Origin of the sequence: Muricoccus roseus (genome assembly GCF_900141905.1) — a bacterium.
Lineage (GTDB): Bacteria > Pseudomonadota > Alphaproteobacteria > Acetobacterales > Acetobacteraceae > Roseomonas > Roseomonas rosea.
The window spans coordinates 226,029-243,948 of record NZ_FQZF01000002.1 but is presented as its reverse complement, the minus strand read 5'-3'; the positions used below and the strand labels follow the sequence as shown (position 1 = coordinate 243,948).

At 70.7% G+C, this 17,920-nt stretch carries 16 protein-coding genes; 5 read left to right on the top strand and 11 right to left on the bottom strand.

What is annotated here, in order from left to right; all coding sequences use genetic code 11:
• Positions 1-278: 278 nt before the first annotated feature.
• The gene (locus BUB97_RS01155) at positions 279-2,066 is read left to right on the top strand and encodes a glycerophosphodiester phosphodiesterase family protein (RefSeq protein ID WP_073130480.1); all 1,788 of its coding nucleotides are present in this window, start codon (positions 279-281) and stop codon (positions 2,064-2,066) included.
• A 22-nt stretch (positions 2,067-2,088) separates the two neighbouring features.
• On the opposite strand, the gene BUB97_RS01150 is transcribed toward BUB97_RS01155, so the two are convergent.
• Together BUB97_RS01150 and BUB97_RS01145 are read right to left on the bottom strand one after the other, a co-directional pair.
• Positions 2,089-2,475, bottom strand: coding sequence for a hypothetical protein (locus tag BUB97_RS01150; RefSeq protein WP_073130478.1), 387 nt, complete (start codon positions 2,473-2,475; stop codon positions 2,089-2,091).
• 108 nt (positions 2,476-2,583) lie between these two features.
• A complete protein-coding gene (locus tag BUB97_RS01145; RefSeq protein ID WP_073130475.1) occupies positions 2,584-3,717 on the bottom strand; it encodes a threonine synthase in 1,134 nt (377 codons plus the stop codon).
• Between the two features lie 70 nt (positions 3,718-3,787).
• Between BUB97_RS01145 and BUB97_RS01140 the strand changes: the two genes are divergently transcribed.
• A complete protein-coding gene (locus BUB97_RS01140; protein ID WP_073130473.1) occupies positions 3,788-4,909 on the top strand; it encodes a M20 family metallopeptidase in 1,122 nt (373 codons plus the stop codon).
• Positions 4,910-5,081: 172 nt separating this feature from the next.
• A complete protein-coding gene (locus tag BUB97_RS01135) occupies positions 5,082-5,627 on the top strand; it encodes a DUF4142 domain-containing protein (RefSeq protein ID WP_073130470.1) in 546 nt (181 codons plus the stop codon).
• A 15-nt stretch (positions 5,628-5,642) separates the two neighbouring features.
• Here the strand turns inward: BUB97_RS01135 and BUB97_RS01130 are convergent, their stop codons facing one another.
• Genes BUB97_RS01130 through BUB97_RS01110 form a run of 5 tightly spaced genes read right to left on the bottom strand, consistent with a single transcriptional unit; the run spans position 5,643 to position 12,593 of the window.
• Positions 5,643-6,191: a cob(I)yrinic acid a,c-diamide adenosyltransferase gene (locus tag BUB97_RS01130; protein WP_073130468.1), complete on the bottom strand. Its 549-nt coding sequence runs from the start codon at positions 6,189-6,191 to the stop codon at positions 5,643-5,645.
• 12 nt (positions 6,192-6,203) lie between these two features.
• On the bottom strand, positions 6,204-7,196 hold the full coding sequence (locus BUB97_RS01125) for an energy transducer TonB (RefSeq protein WP_073130466.1): 993 nt from the start codon (positions 7,194-7,196) through the stop codon (positions 6,204-6,206).
• A gap of 10 nt (positions 7,197-7,206) precedes the next feature.
• Complete coding sequence (locus BUB97_RS01120; protein ID WP_073130462.1) at positions 7,207-8,094, bottom strand: cation diffusion facilitator family transporter; 888 nt, start codon at positions 8,092-8,094, stop codon at positions 7,207-7,209.
• 39 nt (positions 8,095-8,133) lie between these two features.
• On the bottom strand, positions 8,134-11,634 hold the full coding sequence (gene metH, locus BUB97_RS01115) for a methionine synthase (RefSeq protein WP_073130459.1): 3,501 nt from the start codon (positions 11,632-11,634) through the stop codon (positions 8,134-8,136).
• A 14-nt stretch (positions 11,635-11,648) separates the two neighbouring features.
• On the bottom strand, positions 11,649-12,593 hold the full coding sequence (locus BUB97_RS01110; protein ID WP_073131065.1) for an ArsR/SmtB family transcription factor: 945 nt from the start codon (positions 12,591-12,593) through the stop codon (positions 11,649-11,651).
• Between the two features lie 57 nt (positions 12,594-12,650).
• Between BUB97_RS01110 and BUB97_RS01105 the strand changes: the two genes are divergently transcribed.
• Complete coding sequence (locus tag BUB97_RS01105; protein WP_073130456.1) at positions 12,651-13,037, top strand: hypothetical protein; 387 nt, start codon at positions 12,651-12,653, stop codon at positions 13,035-13,037.
• Positions 13,038-13,117: 80 nt separating this feature from the next.
• The gene (locus tag BUB97_RS01100; protein WP_073130453.1) at positions 13,118-14,089 is read left to right on the top strand and encodes a Bug family tripartite tricarboxylate transporter substrate binding protein; all 972 of its coding nucleotides are present in this window, start codon (positions 13,118-13,120) and stop codon (positions 14,087-14,089) included.
• A 43-nt stretch (positions 14,090-14,132) separates the two neighbouring features.
• On the opposite strand, the gene BUB97_RS01095 is transcribed toward BUB97_RS01100, so the two are convergent.
• The 4 genes from BUB97_RS01095 to BUB97_RS01080 all read right to left on the bottom strand — a co-directional run bounded on the left by BUB97_RS01095 (position 14,133) and on the right by BUB97_RS01080 (position 17,831).
• Entirely contained in the window at positions 14,133-14,486 is a 354-nt protein-coding gene (locus BUB97_RS01095) for an NIPSNAP family protein (RefSeq protein WP_245818118.1), read from the bottom strand.
• A gap of 83 nt (positions 14,487-14,569) precedes the next feature.
• Positions 14,570-15,088, bottom strand: coding sequence for a GNAT family N-acetyltransferase (locus tag BUB97_RS01090; protein WP_073130448.1), 519 nt, complete (start codon positions 15,086-15,088; stop codon positions 14,570-14,572).
• Between the two features lie 65 nt (positions 15,089-15,153).
• The gene (locus BUB97_RS01085; RefSeq protein ID WP_073130444.1) at positions 15,154-16,344 is read right to left on the bottom strand and encodes an amidase; all 1,191 of its coding nucleotides are present in this window, start codon (positions 16,342-16,344) and stop codon (positions 15,154-15,156) included.
• A gap of 110 nt (positions 16,345-16,454) precedes the next feature.
• Entirely contained in the window at positions 16,455-17,831 is a 1,377-nt protein-coding gene (locus BUB97_RS01080) for an esterase-like activity of phytase family protein (RefSeq protein ID WP_073130441.1), read from the bottom strand.
• Positions 17,832-17,920: the final 89 nt, after the last annotated feature.

Below are 17,920 nucleotides of genomic sequence, written 5' to 3'. Positions count from 1 at the left end.
GGAAAGACAAGGGTACGGTCGGGTTCGGGAGTCATCGGGTGGCCTACGTTTTGTGGCGCCCGAACCCTCCGCCCGTTCTCCCTAAAGTGCCGTTAACGGCTGGCCCGCGCCTCCGGGCGCGAAGGCGCCCTCCGAGCCAACATTTCACAGTCCCGCAATACCATACTCACCCCGCCGTCACGCAGCCCTCCTAAGCCCGCGCAACCGGTCAGGAAGCCCGGAGCGCACCCTCGGCGGCTCCCCGACCCGGCCACGCAGGAAGCGGGAAGGGTCCATCCATGGCGAGCTTCAACACGCTGGACGGGCAGCCCCCCATCGTCGTGTCCCATCGCGGTGCGAGCGCCGTGCGCCCGGAGCACACGATCGAAGCCTATCGCGTCGCCATCGAGATGGGCTCGAAATTCATAGAGCCGGACCTGGTCACTACCCGCGATGGCGTGCTGGTGGCCCGGCACGAGCACACGCTGGCGCAGAGCACCGACATCGCCGAACACCCGGAGTTCGCCGACCGGGAATGGGTGATCGAGAACTTCACCCTGGCCGAGCTGAAGACGCTGCGTGCCGTGGAGCGCACGGGCAACCGGCGCCCGGAAAGCGCCGCCTATGATGGCCAGTTCGAGATCGCGACGCTGGACGAGATCCTGGCGCTGGTGAAGCAGCACGAGGCGGAGACGGGCGAGAAGATCGCGATCGTGCCGGAGCTGAAGGACACGGGCGTGCTGATGGCCAAGGGCTACGACACGCCGCAGATGCTGGTGGATACTCTGCTCGCCCACGGCTTCACGGAGCCCGAGCGCGTCCTCCTCAGCTCCGGCGACCTCAAGATACTCAAGGTTCTGCACGACCGGATCCTGCCCGCGGCCGGCATCGACCTGATGCTGCTGCTGGTGGGCAACACGGCGACGCCCGAGGGCCTGGCGGAGATTGCGCGGTATGCCGACATCGTGGCGCCGAATCTCTCGGCGATCCTGCCGCGGGTGGAGCTGTCCAGCCCGGTGGATGGGAATGGCGACGGCCGGGCACAGATTCACACCCAGCTCACCGGCGAGGTGACGGACCTCATCGCCAATGCGCATGCGCAGGGCTTGAAGGTCATTCCCTACACCGTCCGTGCCGAGGAGAACTCGCTGAGCCTCAATGCGGATGGCACCGTCCAGACGGCCACGGATGCGATCCGCCACCTCATCGAGGCTGGCGCGGACGGGTTCTTCACCGACCACACCGATCTCGGGGTGAAGGTGGTGGAGGAATACGGCCCCGGGGAAGGCGCGCCGGGCGTCGTCCGGCTGGATGGCACCGAGACGGCGGATTTCCTCCAGGGCGGCCAGGGGCGAGACGACATCTTCGGCCATGCGGGCGACGACACACTGCGCGGGCAGGACGGGGATGACCGGCTCTCGGGTGGCGAAGGCGACGACCGGCTGCTCGGCGGCGAGGGGCATGACAGCATGGCCGGCGGCCTGGGCAATGACGGCTATGAGGTGGACGCGGCCGGCGATCTGGTCGTGGAACTGGCGGATGAAGGCTATGACCGCGTCACCGCGCGGATCGACTACATGCTGGGCGCGAATGTCGAGAAGCTGATCCTTGCCGGCGAGGCGGTATCGGGCGCCGGCAACGCGCTGGACAACCGCATTATCGGCAGCGGGCTGGCGAACATCCTGTCAGGCGGGGGTGGCAAGGATACGCTGCTGGGCGAAGGTGGTGACGACCTGCTGATGGGCGGTACAGGTTCCAACCGCCTGTTCGGCGGTGATGGCGCGGATCGCTTCCGCTTCGATGCGCTGGGCGAGGGCAACCTCTCCCGCGTCATGGATTTCACGAAGGGCGAAGACCGGATCGAACTGGATGGCGCCGTGTTCACGGCAGTGGCAGGCGGCGCGCTCGCGGCGGACAACTCAGGCGTCGGCACGAGCGCCAACACGGCGGCGCAGTACCTGCTCTACGATCCCACCTCCGGCACGCTGCTCTACGACCGTGACGGCTCGGGCGGGGAGGATGCGATCCGGATCGGTTCCGTCACGGCGGGCACGGATCTCTCCGCGGCGGATATCTGGGTGGTCTGACCGCGCAGGCGGCTCGTCGCTCTCACAGCTCCGTGGAGGAGGCATGGTAGCGCCGATGACCGTTGAAGGCGTGGCCGTTCAGGCCCTGCCCGTTCAGCCCGTAGCCGTTCAGGGGCGTGCCGTCCTGGTGCCCAGAGGGAGCGGCCGGGGCCTCGTCCACTCGCATTGGCAGCGCCGCTGGGCCGGGCTTGGCGAAGGACTTCTCACCCGGGCGGCGCTGCATGGACCAGTTCGCCTGGATCCGGACCTCTGGGTTCGGCACCGTCCAGCAAGCGCCGTCGGCGTTCAGGAACACCACCCACATGAGGTGGGATTCCGGCCCGTAGTCGATCATGAAATGCGCCAGCCCGGCGCCTCGGCTGGTCTCCATGGGCAGGGGCGGGTCGAGCTGCAGGATCACGCGGAACAAATGGGGCCCCCGCGGCGCCAGTTGCCGCCGGCGCCGCAAATCTATTCCCATCCGTCACGACTTGACGTTTGCGAGCTTCGACAGGGTCCGGCCGGCAAGCCGTTTTCGTCAGACCGGCCCGATCCCCAGCATCTCCGCATAACGGGGCGTCGCCTTCAGGCCGGTCCCGGTGAGGATGACGACCACACGCTCCCCCGGCCGGATGCTGCCGGCCGCCGCCAGCTTGCCCAGTGCCGCCACGGCCTGGGCGCAGGTTGGCTCCACATAGATGCCCTGGCGCGCAAGGCTGAGGGAGGCGGCGGCGATCTCCGCCTCCTCCAGCAGCACGCCTCCGCCGCCGCTGCGGCGCAGCGCGCCGAGCACCTCGGCCGGACGGATCGGCTGGGCGATGGCCGTGCCCTCGGCCATCGTCGGGCGGGGCGGCAGCGGGGGAAGGCCCAGGGCTTCCCGCGCGATCGGGCCGCAATGCGCGGGCTGGGCGGCATAGAGCCGCGGCAGGCGGGCGATCTGGCCGGCACGCAGCAGCTCGCCGAAGCCGATATCGCAGCCCAGCACGTTTGACCCGGCGCCGCAGGGGATCACCACCGCATCCGGCGCCTCGAAGCCGAGATCCTCCCAGAGCTCATAGGCGAGCGTCTTGGTGCCCTGGAGGAAGAAGGGATGCCAGTTGTGGCTGGCGTAGAAGAAGCCGGAAGCGGGGTCGTTGCCCTGGCGCAGCGCCTCGTCGGCACAGTCCTGCCGGCTGCCGGGCGTTAGCTGGATCTCGGCACCGGCCGCGCGGGACTGCACCGTCTTGGCCGGGGAGGTGCTCTCCGGCACCAGGATCCGGGCCCGCATCCCGCCCGCTGCCGCATAGGTCGCGATCGCGGCACCTCCGTTGCCGGAGGAATCCTCCAGCACCGCCGTGATCCCCTGCTCCCGCAGGAGGGACAGCATCACCGCGGCGCCGCGGTCCTTGAAGGAGCCGGTGGGCATCAGCCATTCGCATTTCAGCAGCGCCTCAAAGCCATCCAGGCGCCGGGGAAGAAGCGGCGTGCGCCCCTCTCCCATCGCGATCGGCTGGCGGGGGAGGAAGGGCAGCGCGGCGGCGTAGCGCCAGAGGCCGGGCGCGGTGGGCTCGATCTCGCCGCGGGTGATTCCGGGCAGGTCGGTCAGGAGGAGCGGCTGGCCGTCACCTCCACGCCAGCGAGGCGCCTCCAGCGGCCAGGTCTGTCCGCTGCGCGGGTCGAGATAGGCGGTCACGTCGGCTCCTTCCTGGCAGGGGGCGGCAACCTGTCTTGCCGCCGGGCGCGCCGCAAGGGATACCCTCCGCATGACCGATCACACCGATGCCGAGGCCGTCGCCACCCTCGCCGCCGATCTTGTCCGCATCGACAGCCGCTCCTTCGTCTCGAACCTCCCCATCGCCGAGCGGGTGGAAACGGAGCTGTCCGGCTTCGAGGTCGAGCGCCTGGATTTTAACGACGCGGCGGGCGTGCCCAAGCGGGCCATCGTCGCGCATCGCGGCGGCCCCGGGGGCCTCGCCCTCTCGGGCCATCTGGACACGGTGCCGGATACGGGCTGGCAGGAGGATCCCTTCTCCGCCAGGATCGACGGGCAGGGCCTGATGCACGGCCTGGGCACCGCCGACATGAAGGGACCGGTCGCGGCCTGCATCGTGGCGGCGAAGGGCCTGCCGGCGGACATTCCGGTCACGCTTCTCATCACCACCGACGAGGAGACGACCAAGGCGGGCGCCGCGCTGATCGTGGAGAGGTCGGAGCTGGCGAGACGGGCCGCGCTGCGGGGCATCGTGGTGGCGGAGCCGACGCGGCTTGCCCCCGTGCGCGGCCACCGCGGCACGGTGAATTTCGAGGCCGTGGCATCCGGCGTGCAGGCGCATTCCTCCACCGGCCTCGGCGTGAACGCCAATCTCGCGCTGATCCCCTTCCTGGCCGAGATGCGGGCGCTGCACGACCGGCTGCGCACCGAAGCGGCCTGGCGCGACGACGGCTATGAGCCGACCTTCCCCGACCTGAACATCGTCATCGACAACCACGGCACCGCGATCAATGTCACGGTGGCCCGCGCCACGGCGCGCATGAAGTTCCGCTACTCCCGCCGGCTGGACCCGGCCCCGGTGATCCGGGCGGTGGAAGAGGCGGCGGCGCGGGCGGGGCTCGCCCTGCGCTACAACGTGGATGGCTCTCCGCCGGAACTGCCCGCCGAGCATCCGCTGGTGGTCGCGGCCGTGGCGGCGACGGGGCAGCCCGCGCGCACGGTTCCCTTCGGCACGGATGCGACGCGGCTCAATGCCCTGGCACCCTGCCTGGTGCTGGGCCCCGGCGATATCGCGGTCGCCCATTCGCCGCGGGAGCATGTCCCCGTGGCGGAGCTGGCCGCCGCCGTGCCACTCTTCCGGCGCCTGCTGCGCGAGGGAACAGGGCTCCGCTGAGCCCCCAGCCCCAGGGCACGACCCGCAATCACCTATGTTAAATACCTGATATTTATTGCTGTTTCTGCGGTTTCTCGCCTGTCACGCTCAACCCTTCCACATTCCGTGACGTTCGGGCTTCGGCTTCGAGCGATCCATCGGGTGGCGAAGCCGGCATGATGGAGGCCGCAGCATGATCGATCGTCGCGCATTGGGTGTCATTCTGGCTGGGGCAGGCCTTGCGGGCTGCACCGCCACCGCGCAGCCCCCGGGCATGGTGCCGCCCGTTCCGCAGGGTTCCATCGGCGCCGCGCCGTCCCGCCTGCGTCTTCAGGCGATCCAGGGCGGCGCCTTCCTGATGCAGACCGCGCAGCTCGGCGCCACCAAGGCCCAGCGCGCCGATCTCCGCCGCTTCGCCCCCTTCGAGGTGAGCGAGCAGCAAGGGCTGGTGCAGGCCTTCGGGCTTCTCGGCGAGGCCGTTCCTCCCCCGCCCCCGCCGGCGGAGAAGGCTGCGATGCTTCAGCAGCTGCAGGCCGCGAGCGGCATGCAGTTCGACCAGCTCTTCGTTGCCGCGCAGGTGCAGGGCCATCAGGAGGCGCTGACGACCTATCTGGCGATGGCCGAGGACTCCGCGGCGCCCGCCGCCGATCGCGCGATCGCCCTGCTGGCGGTGGACCGCATCCGCGAGCACCTCACCTATCTGCAGGCGAGCACGCAGGGGCGGCGGCTGCGCCGCTGAGGCGCGGCGCTCTCCTCAGCCTCGGTTCCCGCCAGGCTCCCAGAGAGGGTCCTGGCCCATATTGAGGCTGCGGGCGAGCACGAAGAGGTGGTCTGAGAGGCGGTTGAGGTAGCGCAGCGCGTCGCCATTCACCGCCTCCGCCGCCGCGAGCGCGGCCACCGCCCGCTCCGCCCGCCGGGCGAGCGTGCGGGCCAGATGCGCATGGGCGGCGGCCGGCGTGCCGCCCGGCAGCACGAAGGAGCGCAGGGGCGGGAGGTCGGCGTTCATGGCCCCCAGCTCCCGCTCCAGCCGCGCGCATTGCGCCGCGGTGACGCGGAGCCCCCCCTCCTCTCCCGGGACGGAGAGGTCCGCGCCGAGGTCGAACAGGTCGTTCTGGATGCGGGCGAGCATCGCATCCTCCTCCTGCGCCGTATGGAGGCGCAGCAGGCCGATCCCGGTATTCGCCTCGTCCACCGCGCCCAGCGCCTCGATCCGCAGCGCATGCTTGGGCACCCGCGTGCCATCGCCGAGCGAGGTCTGCCCGGTATCGCCGCCGCGGGTGGTGATGACGTCCAGCTTGACCATGGATGCGCCGCCCTAGTTGAGGTTGAAGACCACGCGATAGTCCCGGCTGCCCCAGACGGGCACGCCGTCCCGCAGCGCGGGGACGAACCGGCAGCGGCGCACGCCGCGCCGGGCCGCTTCGTCCAGCGCGAAGGAGCCGCTGGGCTGCACGATCCGCGCATCCACCACCCGCCCATCGTCGGAGACGCGGAGGCGGAACACAACGGCGCCCGTGACGCCGCGCTGTCGTTCGGATTCCGGATAACCGATCACGTCCTCGCAGCCGGGCTGCGGGGCACCGACGGCACGGCTTTCCCCGGGTGCGCCCGCCATGCCAGCGCCCAGACGGATGGCGCCGGGCGCGACCGGAACCTCGACCGTCCGCATCGGGGCGCCCGCCGCCGAGGGGGGCGGCGCCGGATTGGCGGAGGGGGCTGGCGGCGGGGGAGTGGGCGCGGGGCGAGCGGGGATGGGCGGAGGCGGCGGCGGAGGGAGCGGCAAGGGGTGCGCGGCCGGCGCAGGGCTTGGCGCCGGCGGGGCGGCCGGTGCGGCGGGTGCGGGCGCTGGAACCTGGGGCGGTGCAGCCTGCTCGGCCGGAGGGACAGCAGGCGCCGCTTCGGCCGCGGGCGCCTCGGGCGGGGGCGCTTCGGGCGGGGGCGCTTCGGGGGCGGCCGGGGCCGGGGCGGCGGCTTCTGCGGGCGGGGCGGGCTCGGAAGGCGCCGTGGTGGTGGCCGCCGCATCCTCCGGGGCGGGAGGCGGCGCGACGAGATCCGGGGAGAGCGTCGGTGCCCCCTCCCCCGCCCCGATCGGGCCTTCCCAGACCAGGGGCGTCCCCTCCACCACCCGTGGCTCGGGCAGGCGGCGGGGGTCGAGATCGAGCAGGATGGCCGCAAAGACCGCCGCGTGCAGCAGGGCCGCCGCCCCCAGCGCCCAGCGCCGCCGCCGCACCCGGCGCGCGCGCGGGCGCCAGGCCGGCGCGGCGACGGGCGCGAAGGCCCAGCCCCCCTCGACGGCGTGGCTGCTCAAGGGCGGCGGATCACAGCACCAGCACCCCGCTGTGCTTCGCCTTGCCCTCGGGCTCCACATGGATGGTGATCACCGCGTTGCCGAGGGCGGATTTCAGCGCCGTCTCGATGCGGTCGCAGATGTCATGCGCCTCGGAAACCGCCATGGCGCCGGGAACGACGAGGTGGAACTCGACGAAGGTGATGCGGCCCGCGCGCCGGGTGCGGAGGTCATGCGCCTCGATCGCCCCGGCGGCCTCGGCCGAGACGAGGGTGCGGATGGTGGAAAGGTCGTCGGGCCCCACCGCCTCGTCCATCAGCCCGCCCACGCTTTCCCGCAGCAGGCGCCAGCCGGAGAAGAGGATCATCACCGCCGTGAGCCCGGCCAGCAGCGGGTCGAGCCAGAGCAAGCCGGTGAGCGCGACGAGCCCGACGCCGATGATGACCCCGGCGGAGGTGACCACATCTGACATGAGGTAGTGCGAATCCGCCACGAGCGCCGGCGAGCCGAGCCGCCGGCCCCGCCTGCCCAGGATGGTGGCCCAGGTTCCGTTGATGACCGTGGCGGCGGCCGAAAGGGCGAGGCCGATGACCGGCTGCTCCGGCACCTTGGGGCGCCACCAGGCCTGGTAGGCTTCCTGCAGGATCATGGAAGCTGCGACGAGGATCAGCGTGCCTTCCAGCACCGCCGAGAAATACTCGACCTTGGCATGGCCATAGGGATGGTTCTCATCCGCCGGCAGGGCCGAATAGCGAACGGCGGCCAGCGCGGCCGAGGCGGCGGCGACATTCACCACCGTCTCCAGCATGTCGGCGAACAGGGCCGTGCTGCCGGTCAGCCACCATGCCGCCCCCTTCAGGGCGAGCACGGAGAGGCCGACGCCGAGGCTGGTCCAGGCGGTGCGTTCGGTCGGGCTCATGGGGTCGGGCTCATCCGCCCCGACATAGCCCGCCCGGCCCTAGACCGAGAAGTACTTCGCGCGCGGGTGGTGCAGCACGATCGCGGAGGTGGATTGCTCAGGATGCAATTGCCATTCGTCCGAGATCGAGACCCCGATGCGGTCCGCCTTCAGCAGGCGCAGCAACGGCTCCTGATCCTCCAGCTTCGGGCAGGCGGGGTAGCCGAAGGAGTAGCGGCCGCCCCGGTAGCCCTGGGAGAGCATCTTCTCCATGTCCCGCGCGTCCTCGCCGGCGAAGCCCCATTCGGCGCGGATGCGCTTGTGCACGTATTCGGCCATGCCCTCCGCCATCTCGACCGAGAGGCCGTGGAGGTAGAGGTAGTCCTGGTAGCGGTTCTCCTCGAACCACTCGCGCGCCATGTCGCTGGCCTTCTGGCCGACGGTGACGACCTGCAGGCCGATGACGTCGCGCTTCTCCGGGCCGTCATCCACGTCGCGCACGAAGTCGGCGATGCAGTCGCCGTCCTCCCTGGGCTGGCGCGGCAGGGTGAAACGGGTGGCTTCCGTCACGCCGTCCTCCTCGAAGAGGATGAGGTCGTTCCCCTGCCCCGCGCATTTCCAGTAACCGTAGATGGCCTGGGGCTTGAGGATGTCGCGCTCCTCGGTGATCTGCAGCATGCGCCGCAGCACCGGGCGAAGCTCCTGCTTCGCCCAGCCGAGGAAGTCGTCCAGCGAGCGGCCCTGCTTCCGGAAGCCCCACTGGAATTGGTAGAGGCTGCGTTCGTTGATGAAGGGCACGATCGCCTTGGGCGGGGCCTCCACCACCTTCGCCCCCCAGAAGGGCGGCGTGGGGACGGGCTCCTCCGCGGTCAGGCGCTGGCGCCGGTTCCGGGCATAGCCGATCTCGACGGGCGCGAAGCCACGCGCATCGGCGGTGCCGAGGGTGCGCCGCTCGTTCTTCCCCTTGCCGGCACGCTTGGTCTGCAGGGCGGCGAGATAGTCGTCGAAGCCGTTGCCCATCACCTTGTCCATCAGGTGCAGGCCATCGAAGGCATCCCGCGCATAGGCCACCCGGCCGGAGGCATAGGCGCGGACGCAATCATCCTCGACATAGTTGCGCGTCAGCGCCGCGCCACCGAGCATGACCGGGATATCGACGCCCTGGCGGGACATCTCCTCCAGGTTCTCGCGCATCACCACGGTGGACTTCACCAGCAGGCCGGACATGCCGATGGCATGCGCCTTGTGCTCGCGCGCCGCGGTGACGATGTCCTGCAGCGGCACCTTGATGCCGAGGTTGACGACCTTGTAGCCGTTGTTGGTCAGGATGATGTCGACGAGGTTCTTGCCGATGTCATGCACGTCGCCCTTCACCGTGCCGAGGACGATCGTGCCCTTCTCCTGCCCCTCGATGCGCTCCATATGCGGCTCGAGATAGGCGACGGCGGCCTTCATCGTCTCCGCGCTCTGCAGCACGAAGGGAAGCTGCATCTTGCCGGCGCCGAAGAGCTCGCCGACGACCTTCATGCCGTCCAGCAGGATGTCGTTGATGATGGAGAGCGGGGTGATGCCCCTGGCCAGCGCATCGGCCAGCTCGTCATCCAGCCCCTTGCGGTCGCCATCGACGATGCGGTCCTTCAACCGGCCCTCCACCGTCTCGGCCTTGGCGCGCTTGGCGGTATCGGCGGCCTTACGGCCAGCGAAGAGCTCCAGCAGCGCCTGGAGCGGGTCGTAGCCCTCCGTCCGGCGGTCGAAGATCAGGTCCTCGGCCACCTTCACCTCCTCAGGGGGGATGAGGTGGAGCGGCTTGATCTTGGAGACATGGACGATTGCGCCCGTCATTCCGGCCTTCACGGCGTGGTCCAGGAACACGCTGTTCAGCACATGGCGTGCTGCCGGGTTGAGGCCGAAGGAGATGTTCGACAGGCCGAGGATAATCTGGATGTCCGGGAACTCGTCCCGGATCATCTTGATGCCCTCCAGGGTCCAAAGGCCGAGCTTGCGGTCGTCCTCATTGCCGGTGGCAATGGTGAAGGTGAGCGGGTCGATCATCAGGTCGCTCTGCGGCAACCCGTATTTGTTGCAGGCGAAGTCCACCAGCCGGCGGGCGATGCGCAGCTTGTCCTCGGCCGTCTTCGCCATGCCCACCTCATCAATGGTGAGCGCGATGACGGCGGCGCCGAATTTCTTCGCCAGGATCAGGCGGTCCTTCGCATGGCCCTCGCCATCCTCGAAGTTGATCGAGTTGATGATGGGCTTGCCGCCATGCAGCTTCAGCGCGGCCTCGATCACCGGGGTCTCGGTGGAGTCGATCACCAAGGGGGCGTTCACCGAGGAGGTGAAGCGCGTGACCACCTCGTTCATCTCGGCCATCTCGTCGCGGCCGACGAAGGCAGTGCAGATGTCCAGCGAGTTGGAGCCCTCGCCCACCTGCTCACGGCCGATGGCAACGCAGCCGTCCCAGTCATGCGCGGCCTGCCGCTCGCGCCAGGCCTTGGAGCCATTGGCGTTGCAGCGCTCCCCGATAGAGAAATAGGCATTCTCCTGACGCAGCGCGGTGGCGCCGTACAGCGAGGCGACGGAGGGAACCCAGACCGGCTTGCGCGCCACCGGGGCCGGGCGCAGCGCGCTGCCCGCCAGCTTGCGCAGCATCGCGTCCAGCGCGGTGATATGCGGGATGGAGGTGCCGCAGCAGCCGCCGATGAGGTTCAGCCCGTCCTCGGTGACGAAGCGCTCCATCCAGCTTGCCATCTCCTCGGCGCCGAGGGGGTAGTGCGTCTTGCCGTCCACCAGCTCCGGCAGGCCGGCATTGGGCTGGCAGGAGATCAGGCCGCGCCAGTTGCGCGACAGCCAGCGGACATGCTCGGCCATCTCCTGCGGCCCGGTGGCGCAGTTCAGGCCGATCAGCGGCACGTCCAGCGCGTCGATCACGGTCGCCGCCGCAGCGATGTCCGGGCCGACCAGCAGCGTGCCGGTCGTCTCGACCGTCACCTGCACGAAGATGGGGATGTCGCTCCCGGCCTCGGCGATGGCGCGCTTGGCCGCGTTGACCGCCGCCTTGATGAAAAGCGTGTCCTGGTTCGTCTCGGTCAGCAGCGCATCCGCCCCGCCCGCGATCAGGCCGCGGCACTGCTCGTGCAGGGCGGCTTCCAGCCGGTCGTATTCGATATGGCCGAGGCTCGGCAGCTTCGTGCCGGGGCCGATATCGCCGATCACCCAGCGCGGGCGCCCGTCGGCGAAGGTCTCCGCGGCCTCGCGCGCCAGCTCCACCGAGAGCTTGTTGATCTCGAAGGCGCGGTCGCCCAGCTCGAACTCCTCGAGCGTGACCGGGGAGCCGCCGAAGCTGTTGGTCAGCACGGCGTCCGACCCGGCCTCGTAGTAGCCTCGGTGGATTTCGCGCACGAGGTCGGGGCGGGAGAGGTTCAGCACCTCCGTGCAGTTCTCCTTGCCCCAGTAGTCGCGCTCGACATCCAGGGTCAGGGCCTGCACGCGGCTGCCCATGCCGCCGTCGCAAAGCAGAACGCGGTCGCGCAAGGCGTCGAGCAGATGCGGTCGGGACATGGAGTTTGCTCTTCTCAGGCAGGCTGCACGGCGGTCGCGCGATGCGCGGACCACAGGCGGACATTCAGGTTCACATCGGGCGGGCCGGGGATTTCCACCGGCGAGGAAAGGGCACAGCCGGCCTCGCCCAGCCAGCCGGCCATCTGGCCATCATCGAAGCCCGGCCAGCGATGGGCATGGCGCTCCATCAGCTCGGCCCGGCCATGGGGCGCCAGATCCACCACCAGCAGCACGCCCTCGGGCGAGAGAACGCGCGCGGCCTCCGCCAGGGCGGCGGCGGGATCCTCGGCATAATGCAGCACCATCTGCAGGGTGACGGCGTCGAAGCCGCCATCCGGAAAGGGCAGCCGGTACATGTCGGCCTGGCGCACGGCGCAGCGCGGGGCCAGGCCGCGCTCGGCCAGGCGGCCGCGGGCGAGGGCCAGCATGTCGCGGCTGGCATCCACGCCCAGCGCGGCGTCGCAGCGGTCGGCCACGAGTTCCAGGAGCTGGCCGGTGCCGGCCCCGATATCCAGCAGATGCCCGACACGCCTGGGCAGCGCGGCCAGCACAGCCGCCTCGATGGCGGCGCCGGGGAGGCCCAGGGCCCGCATCTCGTCCCAATCGGCCCCGGCATCGCGGAAGGCATCGGAGGCCGCGCGCACCCGCTCCGCGCTCAGCCGGGCCGCAAGGCGACGATCAGCGGCCAGGAGCGGGTCGTCCTCGGGCAGGCGGGCGAGGATGGCGCGGGCGAGGTCAGCCCGGGCGGCGAGGGAGAAGTAGACGTTCGATCCCTCCGGCATCCGCTCCAGCAGGCCGGCTTCCACCAGCAGCTTCAGGTGGCGGGACAGCCGCGGCTGGGACTGGCCGAGGGCGGCGCAAAGGTCGGTGACGCAGAGCGCACCGCGGGCGCACAGCGCGAGCAGCCGCAGCCGGGTTGGCTCGGCGGCGGCGCGAAGCTGGGCCAGGGTCTCTTCCATGGCCTTGCACATGACATAACGATATCTTTATGTCTATCGGAAAGGAGCATCCGCGCCATGCCCGTCTTTGCCGATGGCCGTATCCCCGTCTCCGTCGTGGCGGATGAAGCGGGGCTGCGGGCGAGCCTCGCGGCGCGCCCCGGGGCGGCCCTGCTGGCCGAAGCCGCGCCGGCCACCCTCCCGCCCGGGGTCGTCGCCACGGCCGGGTTCGACCCGGCGGCGCCCCACCCCGTCGCGTGCACCTGCTGCGTGGGCCGCAGCCCCTTGGCCCAGGCGCTGGATGCCCTGTTCCTTGCCCGGGTCAAGGGGCAGGCGAAGTGGTTCACCCGTGTCGTGGCACTTCTTCCCGCCGAGGAGGCCCGGATAGCTCTTGACGAGGCCCTGCGGGGCGATTCGGTGGTGGCCAGCCGTTACCGACCCGATGTCGCCCCGCCGGAGGGCTGACCGTAAGGTTGCGGCCCCTTGGGGGGCATGCTGCATTTCGTTCCAGGCAGGATCCAACCTGCCCAATCCGGGAGGAATGAATGAAGCGACGCCCCTTCATGGCGGCCGCGCTTGGCTCGGCGGCCCTGCTTGGCGCCCGGGCCGCGAAGGCCCAGTCCTGGCCCAGCCGGCCCGTCCGTCTCATCGTGCCCTTCGCAGCGGGCGGCGCGACCGACATCCTCGCCCGTGCGCTGGCCAACCGCTTCCAGTCCGAATGGCCGCAGCCCGTGGTGGTGGAGAACCGGACGGGCGCGGGCGGCACGATCGGCACGGAGGTCGTCGCCAAGGCGGGGCCGGACGGGCATGTGCTGCTGCTCGGCACCAGCGCCACGCAGGCCATCACCCCGCATCTCTACCCCAACCTCGCCTATGACACGGTGCGGGACTTCGCCCCCGTCTCGCTCGTCGCCACCGTGCCCATGGTGCTGGTGGTGCATCCCTCTATCCCCGCGCGGGATGTGCCGGCCCTCGTGCAATACGCGAAGACACGGCCGGGCGAGCTGACCTTCGCCTCTTCCGGCCAGGGGGCGATCACCCATCTCGCGGCAGAGCTCTTCGCCGCGAAGGCGGGTATCCGGCTCACCCATGTTCCCTATCGCGGCAGCGCGCCCGCGATCGCGGACCTGCTGGCGGGACGGGTGCTGATGATGGTGGACCATGCCCCCACCGTGCTGCCGCATATCCGCAGCGGCGGGCTGGTGGCGCTCGGCACCGCCGGGCCGGAGCGGACCGCGATGCTGCCGGACCTGCCCACCCTCGCCTCCGCCGTGCCAGGGGCCGAGGTCACCTCCTGGTTCGGCCTGCTCGCGCCGGCCGGCACGCCCGCCCCGGTGGTCTCGACGGTGAACGAGGCTGTCCGCCGCGCCCTGACCGACGCCGAGGTGGTGGCCCGGCTGCGCGAGCAGGGCGCCGATGCCACGGCCAACGCGCCCGAGGCCTTCGCCGCCTTCATTGCCGAGGACCGGGCGCGCTGGGGCGAGGTCGTCCGCGGCGCGGGGGTGACCGCCGGATAGGGGCGGGCCGGCGCGCCGCCGCCCCTTACCCGGGCGGCGGGCGTCAGCCGCCCGCGCGGGTCGGCGCCGGCACGAAAGGAACCGGCACCATGAGCTTGTTCTCCTGCTTCTCGAGGTAGCCCGCCTCGGCGCTCATCTCGAGATAGGCGATCCATTCCGGATCGGCCTGCATGGCGGCGCGGCGGCGCGCGCGGTCGGCCGCATCCTCGTACATCCAGACATGAACGTAGCTGTTCACGTCGCCGGTCTCGGTGGTGAGATAGGCGAAGGGCATGCCGAGATGGCGCGTCTGCGCCGCCCAGCCATGCTTCTCGTACAGGGCGAGGTGCTTCTTCAGCGTGCCCGGCCGGCAGGTATAGGTTCGATGATCCAGTAGCATTCCCGTGCGCTCTCCCATGGCTGCCGGGACTCCTGGAGTTCCCCGGTCAGGCCCGCGAGAGGAGCCCATATCGGCGCGGCACGGTCAACGCGCGCCGCCGCTCACTCGGGGACGGTACGGTCCCCTTCGCCCAGGGCCTTCTGCATGTAGACGACATCCACCCAGCGCCCGAACTTCAGCCCGACGGCCTTGGTCAGCCCCACCTGCCGGAAGCCGAGCGAGAGGTGCAGGCCGATCGACCCGACGTTCTCCGAATCGCCGATCACCGCCATCATCTGCCGGAAGCCGGCGGCCTCGGCACGGTCCAGGAGTTCCGCTACGAGGGCCTTGCCCACGCCCTGGCCCCGCACGTCATCGCGGACATAGATCGAATCCTCCACCGTGTGCCGGTAGGCTGAGCGCGGGTGGAAGTTGTTGTAGTAGCCATAGCCGAGGATCCGCCCGTCCTCCTCCACCACCAGCCAGGCATGGCCGGCCGCCTGGATACGGCCGATGCGCGCGGCCATCTCCGCGGCTGGGGGTGGCTCCTCTTCGAAGGTGCCGGTGCCGTGCAGCACGTGATGGGCGTAGATCGCCGCGATGGCGGGGGCGTCGTCGGGGGTGGCATCGCGGATGGGCATGGGGAATGCCTAGAGCAGAACCCGTCGGCGGGGAATCACCCCGCCGCAGGGAAATCGGCGCTGTGTCACAGCGGCAATCCCATCCGCTCGGCCACCTGCTCGGCGAGGGCCAGCAACGCCCGGTCCCGCCCGGGCGCGGCGACCAGGGACAGGCCGACCGGCGCGTCCTCCACCGTCGCGGCGGGGATGCTCACCTCGCAGAGCCCGCCCATGCCGGCGATGGCGGTGACGCCGAGCGTCACCTCCCGCACCCAGAGCTGCTCGGCCGCGGATGCGCCGAGCTTCGGCGCGATCAGGGGCGAGGTCGGGTAGATGAGCACGGCGCCGCCGCCCAGCAGCCCCATCAGGCGCTGCCGGAAATGCTGGCGGAAGGCACGGCCCGCGCGGGCCTTGGCGGGGTCCATGGCGCGGGCCATGGCGAATCGCTCGCCCACGCCGGGGCCGAATTGCGGGTTCGTCTCGGCCACCCAGGCGCCGAGCGTCGCCCAGGCCTCCTCGGACTGCACGGCCCGGAAATGCTCGTAGAGCTCGAGCAGGGTCTCGGGCACGAGGGAGAGCTGGAGCGCCGGGCCCAGCACCTTCTCCACGGCCTCCATGGCGGGAATCAGCGCCGCCGCGACCGCCGGCTGCGCGTTCATCCAGGCCTCCTGCACCCGGATGACCGGGCCGAGCGGAGCCTCGCCGCCCTCGGGCAGCAGCACCTCCCCCGCCAGGCGCAGGACGGAGGCGCGGGCCGCGAACCAGCCCGCGGTATCATAGGAAGGCGCGAGCGGCCGCGCGCCGACGAGGGAGACCGAGCCCCAGGAGGGCCGGATGCCGTAGATGCCGCAATAGGACGCCGGGATCCGCACGGAGCCGCCGGTATCCGAACCCAGGGCGATATCTGCCTCCCCCCGCGCCACCACGGAGGCGCTTCCGCAGGAGGAGCCGCCGGGGAAGCGGTCCGGGACCGCCGGATTGACCGGGGTCCCGTACCAGACATTCTCGCCGGTCAGCCCGAAGGCCAGCTCCACGGTCTTGGTCTTGCCGAGGAAGCGCGCCCCGGCCTCCGCGAGGGCGAGGACGGCTGGCGCGGTGGCCACGGCAGCCGGATGGGTGCGCGCCCAATCCGGGTTGCCGTAGGTCGTGGGATGGCCGGCCACGTCGTACAGATCCTTGGCCGCGAAGGTGAGCCCGGCCAGAGGGCCGCCCGATGCCGGGGGAAGCGACGCCCGCCCGCCCGGCATGAAGCCACTGCCACGATCCTCGTCCGTCATCCGTCCACACCGTACCGTGATGCTGCGGATGCTGCGGCACCGCCACCGTCCTGTCCACCGCTGCCCGGCCCCGGGCATTCCAGAACGTGGGCCGGGCAGCGGCAGGCCGTTCAGCGGGCCCGAAGGAATTCCGGCACGCGGAGCAGGATCAGCTCGTTGTCGTCCGCGCGGGTAAGATGGCGTCCGGCGCTGAAGGGCAGGTTGTTGTCATTGCCGACAATGATGTGGTCGGCATCCACCATCGCCACGTTCTCGATGGTGAAGAAGGGAAAGGTGAAGCGGTCCCGCGGCGCATCGGGGCCGACATCGCCGCGCTGGCGGGCCACCCCCTCCGGATCCCGGATGGCCATCAGATCGATATGGCCGATCTTGCGGACGAACCCCTCGCCATCGACATCGCCGAGATCCACGAGGGAGATGCGCTTCACCCGGGCGGGCGCATGGAAGCAGGCCGGGGGCTGCTGGCCCGGGGCGCAGGCGCGAGCCGGATCGCCCTCGGCGTCGTCGCGCTCGATCACCAGCGCGCGGCGGTCGTCGATCATGTTGAAGTCGCCGATCGCGGTCGCCCCCTCGGCGAGGCGGAGGCGCATGTTGCGGCCGGTCCAGGCGGCGCGCGCCGTGTCGAACTCCAGGATGCGGAGGAAGGCGCCCTCGGGCTGACCCTGCGGCGTCAGCAGCGGCTTCTCCAGCAGGGCATAGAGGCGGCTACCGTCGGGGCTGGCCGCCATGCCCTCATACCCGCCGCTGCGCTGGGACTCGAACGCCACCCCCGAGGCGGGGCTGGCGGGGATGGAGAGATCGGGGTGGTCGGGGCTGCGGATGGCACGGCCATCCACCACCGTCTCCACGACGCGCTGCACCCGGCCCTCGGCATCCACCTGGATAAGGAAGGGGCCGAACTCGTCGCCGATCCAGAACCCGCCGGCGATCGGCTGGATGCTCTCGATATCGAAGTCGCTGCCGGTGAGGTAGCGGCGCTCCGTTCCCTCATGGGCGATGCGGAAGGGCACGCGGCGCTCGGGATCCGAGAGGAAGATCGTGCGTTCCACCGTCACCTGCCCCGTGCGGAAGTCTGGGCGGATCTTGTGGACCATGAGCAGCGCGTCAGGGCTGTTCCGCTTGTTGCCGAAGCCGTTGTCGGTCAGCACCCAATAGGCGCCGGGTTCCCCGGAGACCGGCTTGATGCCGGAGAAGCCCTGCAGGGCCTGGCCCTGGAAGGGGAAGTTGAGGCCGGTCGGGCGGCCATTCGGGGCGGGGCCGGTGGTGCCGGGAATGCTGCCGACCGCATCCACCCGCCGGTTCCCCGGGCCGGCGAACTTGCCCGCCACCCAGGCATCGGCCGGCGCATCCGCGGGAGGCTGCACCAGTGTGTTGGCGGGCAGGATGGCATGGCCCTCGAGCACCGCCTCGAAGCGCTGGTCGGCCCGGGCCGGCGAGGCGGCGGACAGGGACAGAAAGGCGGCCGTGGCCAGAAGAAGGACGCGCATGTGGTCGGTAGCTCCCCCGAAGTCGGGCGGGGGGTTACGCGCCGCCGGTTGCGGCCGCTTGACGGAAAGGTGACGAAGGCGTTGCGGCC

What these genes read in the sequence shown, in the direction of transcription:
- BUB97_RS01110 (WP_073131065.1), bottom strand. Translation starts at nt 12,593, where the DNA reads ATGGAAGAGACCCTGGCCCAGCTTCGCGCCGCCGCCGAGCCAACCCGG.
- BUB97_RS01105 (WP_073130456.1), top strand. Translation starts at nt 12,651, where the DNA reads ATGCCCGTCTTTGCCGATGGCCGTATCCCCGTCTCCGTCGTGGCGGAT.
- BUB97_RS01100 (WP_073130453.1), top strand. Translation starts at nt 13,118, where the DNA reads ATGAAGCGACGCCCCTTCATGGCGGCCGCGCTTGGCTCGGCGGCCCTG.
- metH (WP_073130459.1), bottom strand. Translation starts at nt 11,634, where the DNA reads ATGTCCCGACCGCATCTGCTCGACGCCTTGCGCGACCGCGTTCTGCTT.
- BUB97_RS01095 (WP_245818118.1), bottom strand. Translation starts at nt 14,486, where the DNA reads ATGGGAGAGCGCACGGGAATGCTACTGGATCATCGAACCTATACCTGC.
- BUB97_RS01090 (WP_073130448.1), bottom strand. Translation starts at nt 15,088, where the DNA reads ATGCCCATCCGCGATGCCACCCCCGACGACGCCCCCGCCATCGCGGCG.
- BUB97_RS01085 (WP_073130444.1), bottom strand. Translation starts at nt 16,344, where the DNA reads ATGACGGACGAGGATCGTGGCAGTGGCTTCATGCCGGGCGGGCGGGCG.
- BUB97_RS01135 (WP_073130470.1), top strand. Translation starts at nt 5,082, where the DNA reads ATGATCGATCGTCGCGCATTGGGTGTCATTCTGGCTGGGGCAGGCCTT.
- BUB97_RS01155 (WP_073130480.1), top strand. Translation starts at nt 279, where the DNA reads ATGGCGAGCTTCAACACGCTGGACGGGCAGCCCCCCATCGTCGTGTCC.
- BUB97_RS01080 (WP_073130441.1), bottom strand. Translation starts at nt 17,831, where the DNA reads ATGCGCGTCCTTCTTCTGGCCACGGCCGCCTTTCTGTCCCTGTCCGCC.
- BUB97_RS01120 (WP_073130462.1), bottom strand. Translation starts at nt 8,094, where the DNA reads ATGAGCCCGACCGAACGCACCGCCTGGACCAGCCTCGGCGTCGGCCTC.
- BUB97_RS01140 (WP_073130473.1), top strand. Translation starts at nt 3,788, where the DNA reads ATGACCGATCACACCGATGCCGAGGCCGTCGCCACCCTCGCCGCCGAT.
- BUB97_RS01130 (WP_073130468.1), bottom strand. Translation starts at nt 6,191, where the DNA reads ATGGTCAAGCTGGACGTCATCACCACCCGCGGCGGCGATACCGGGCAG.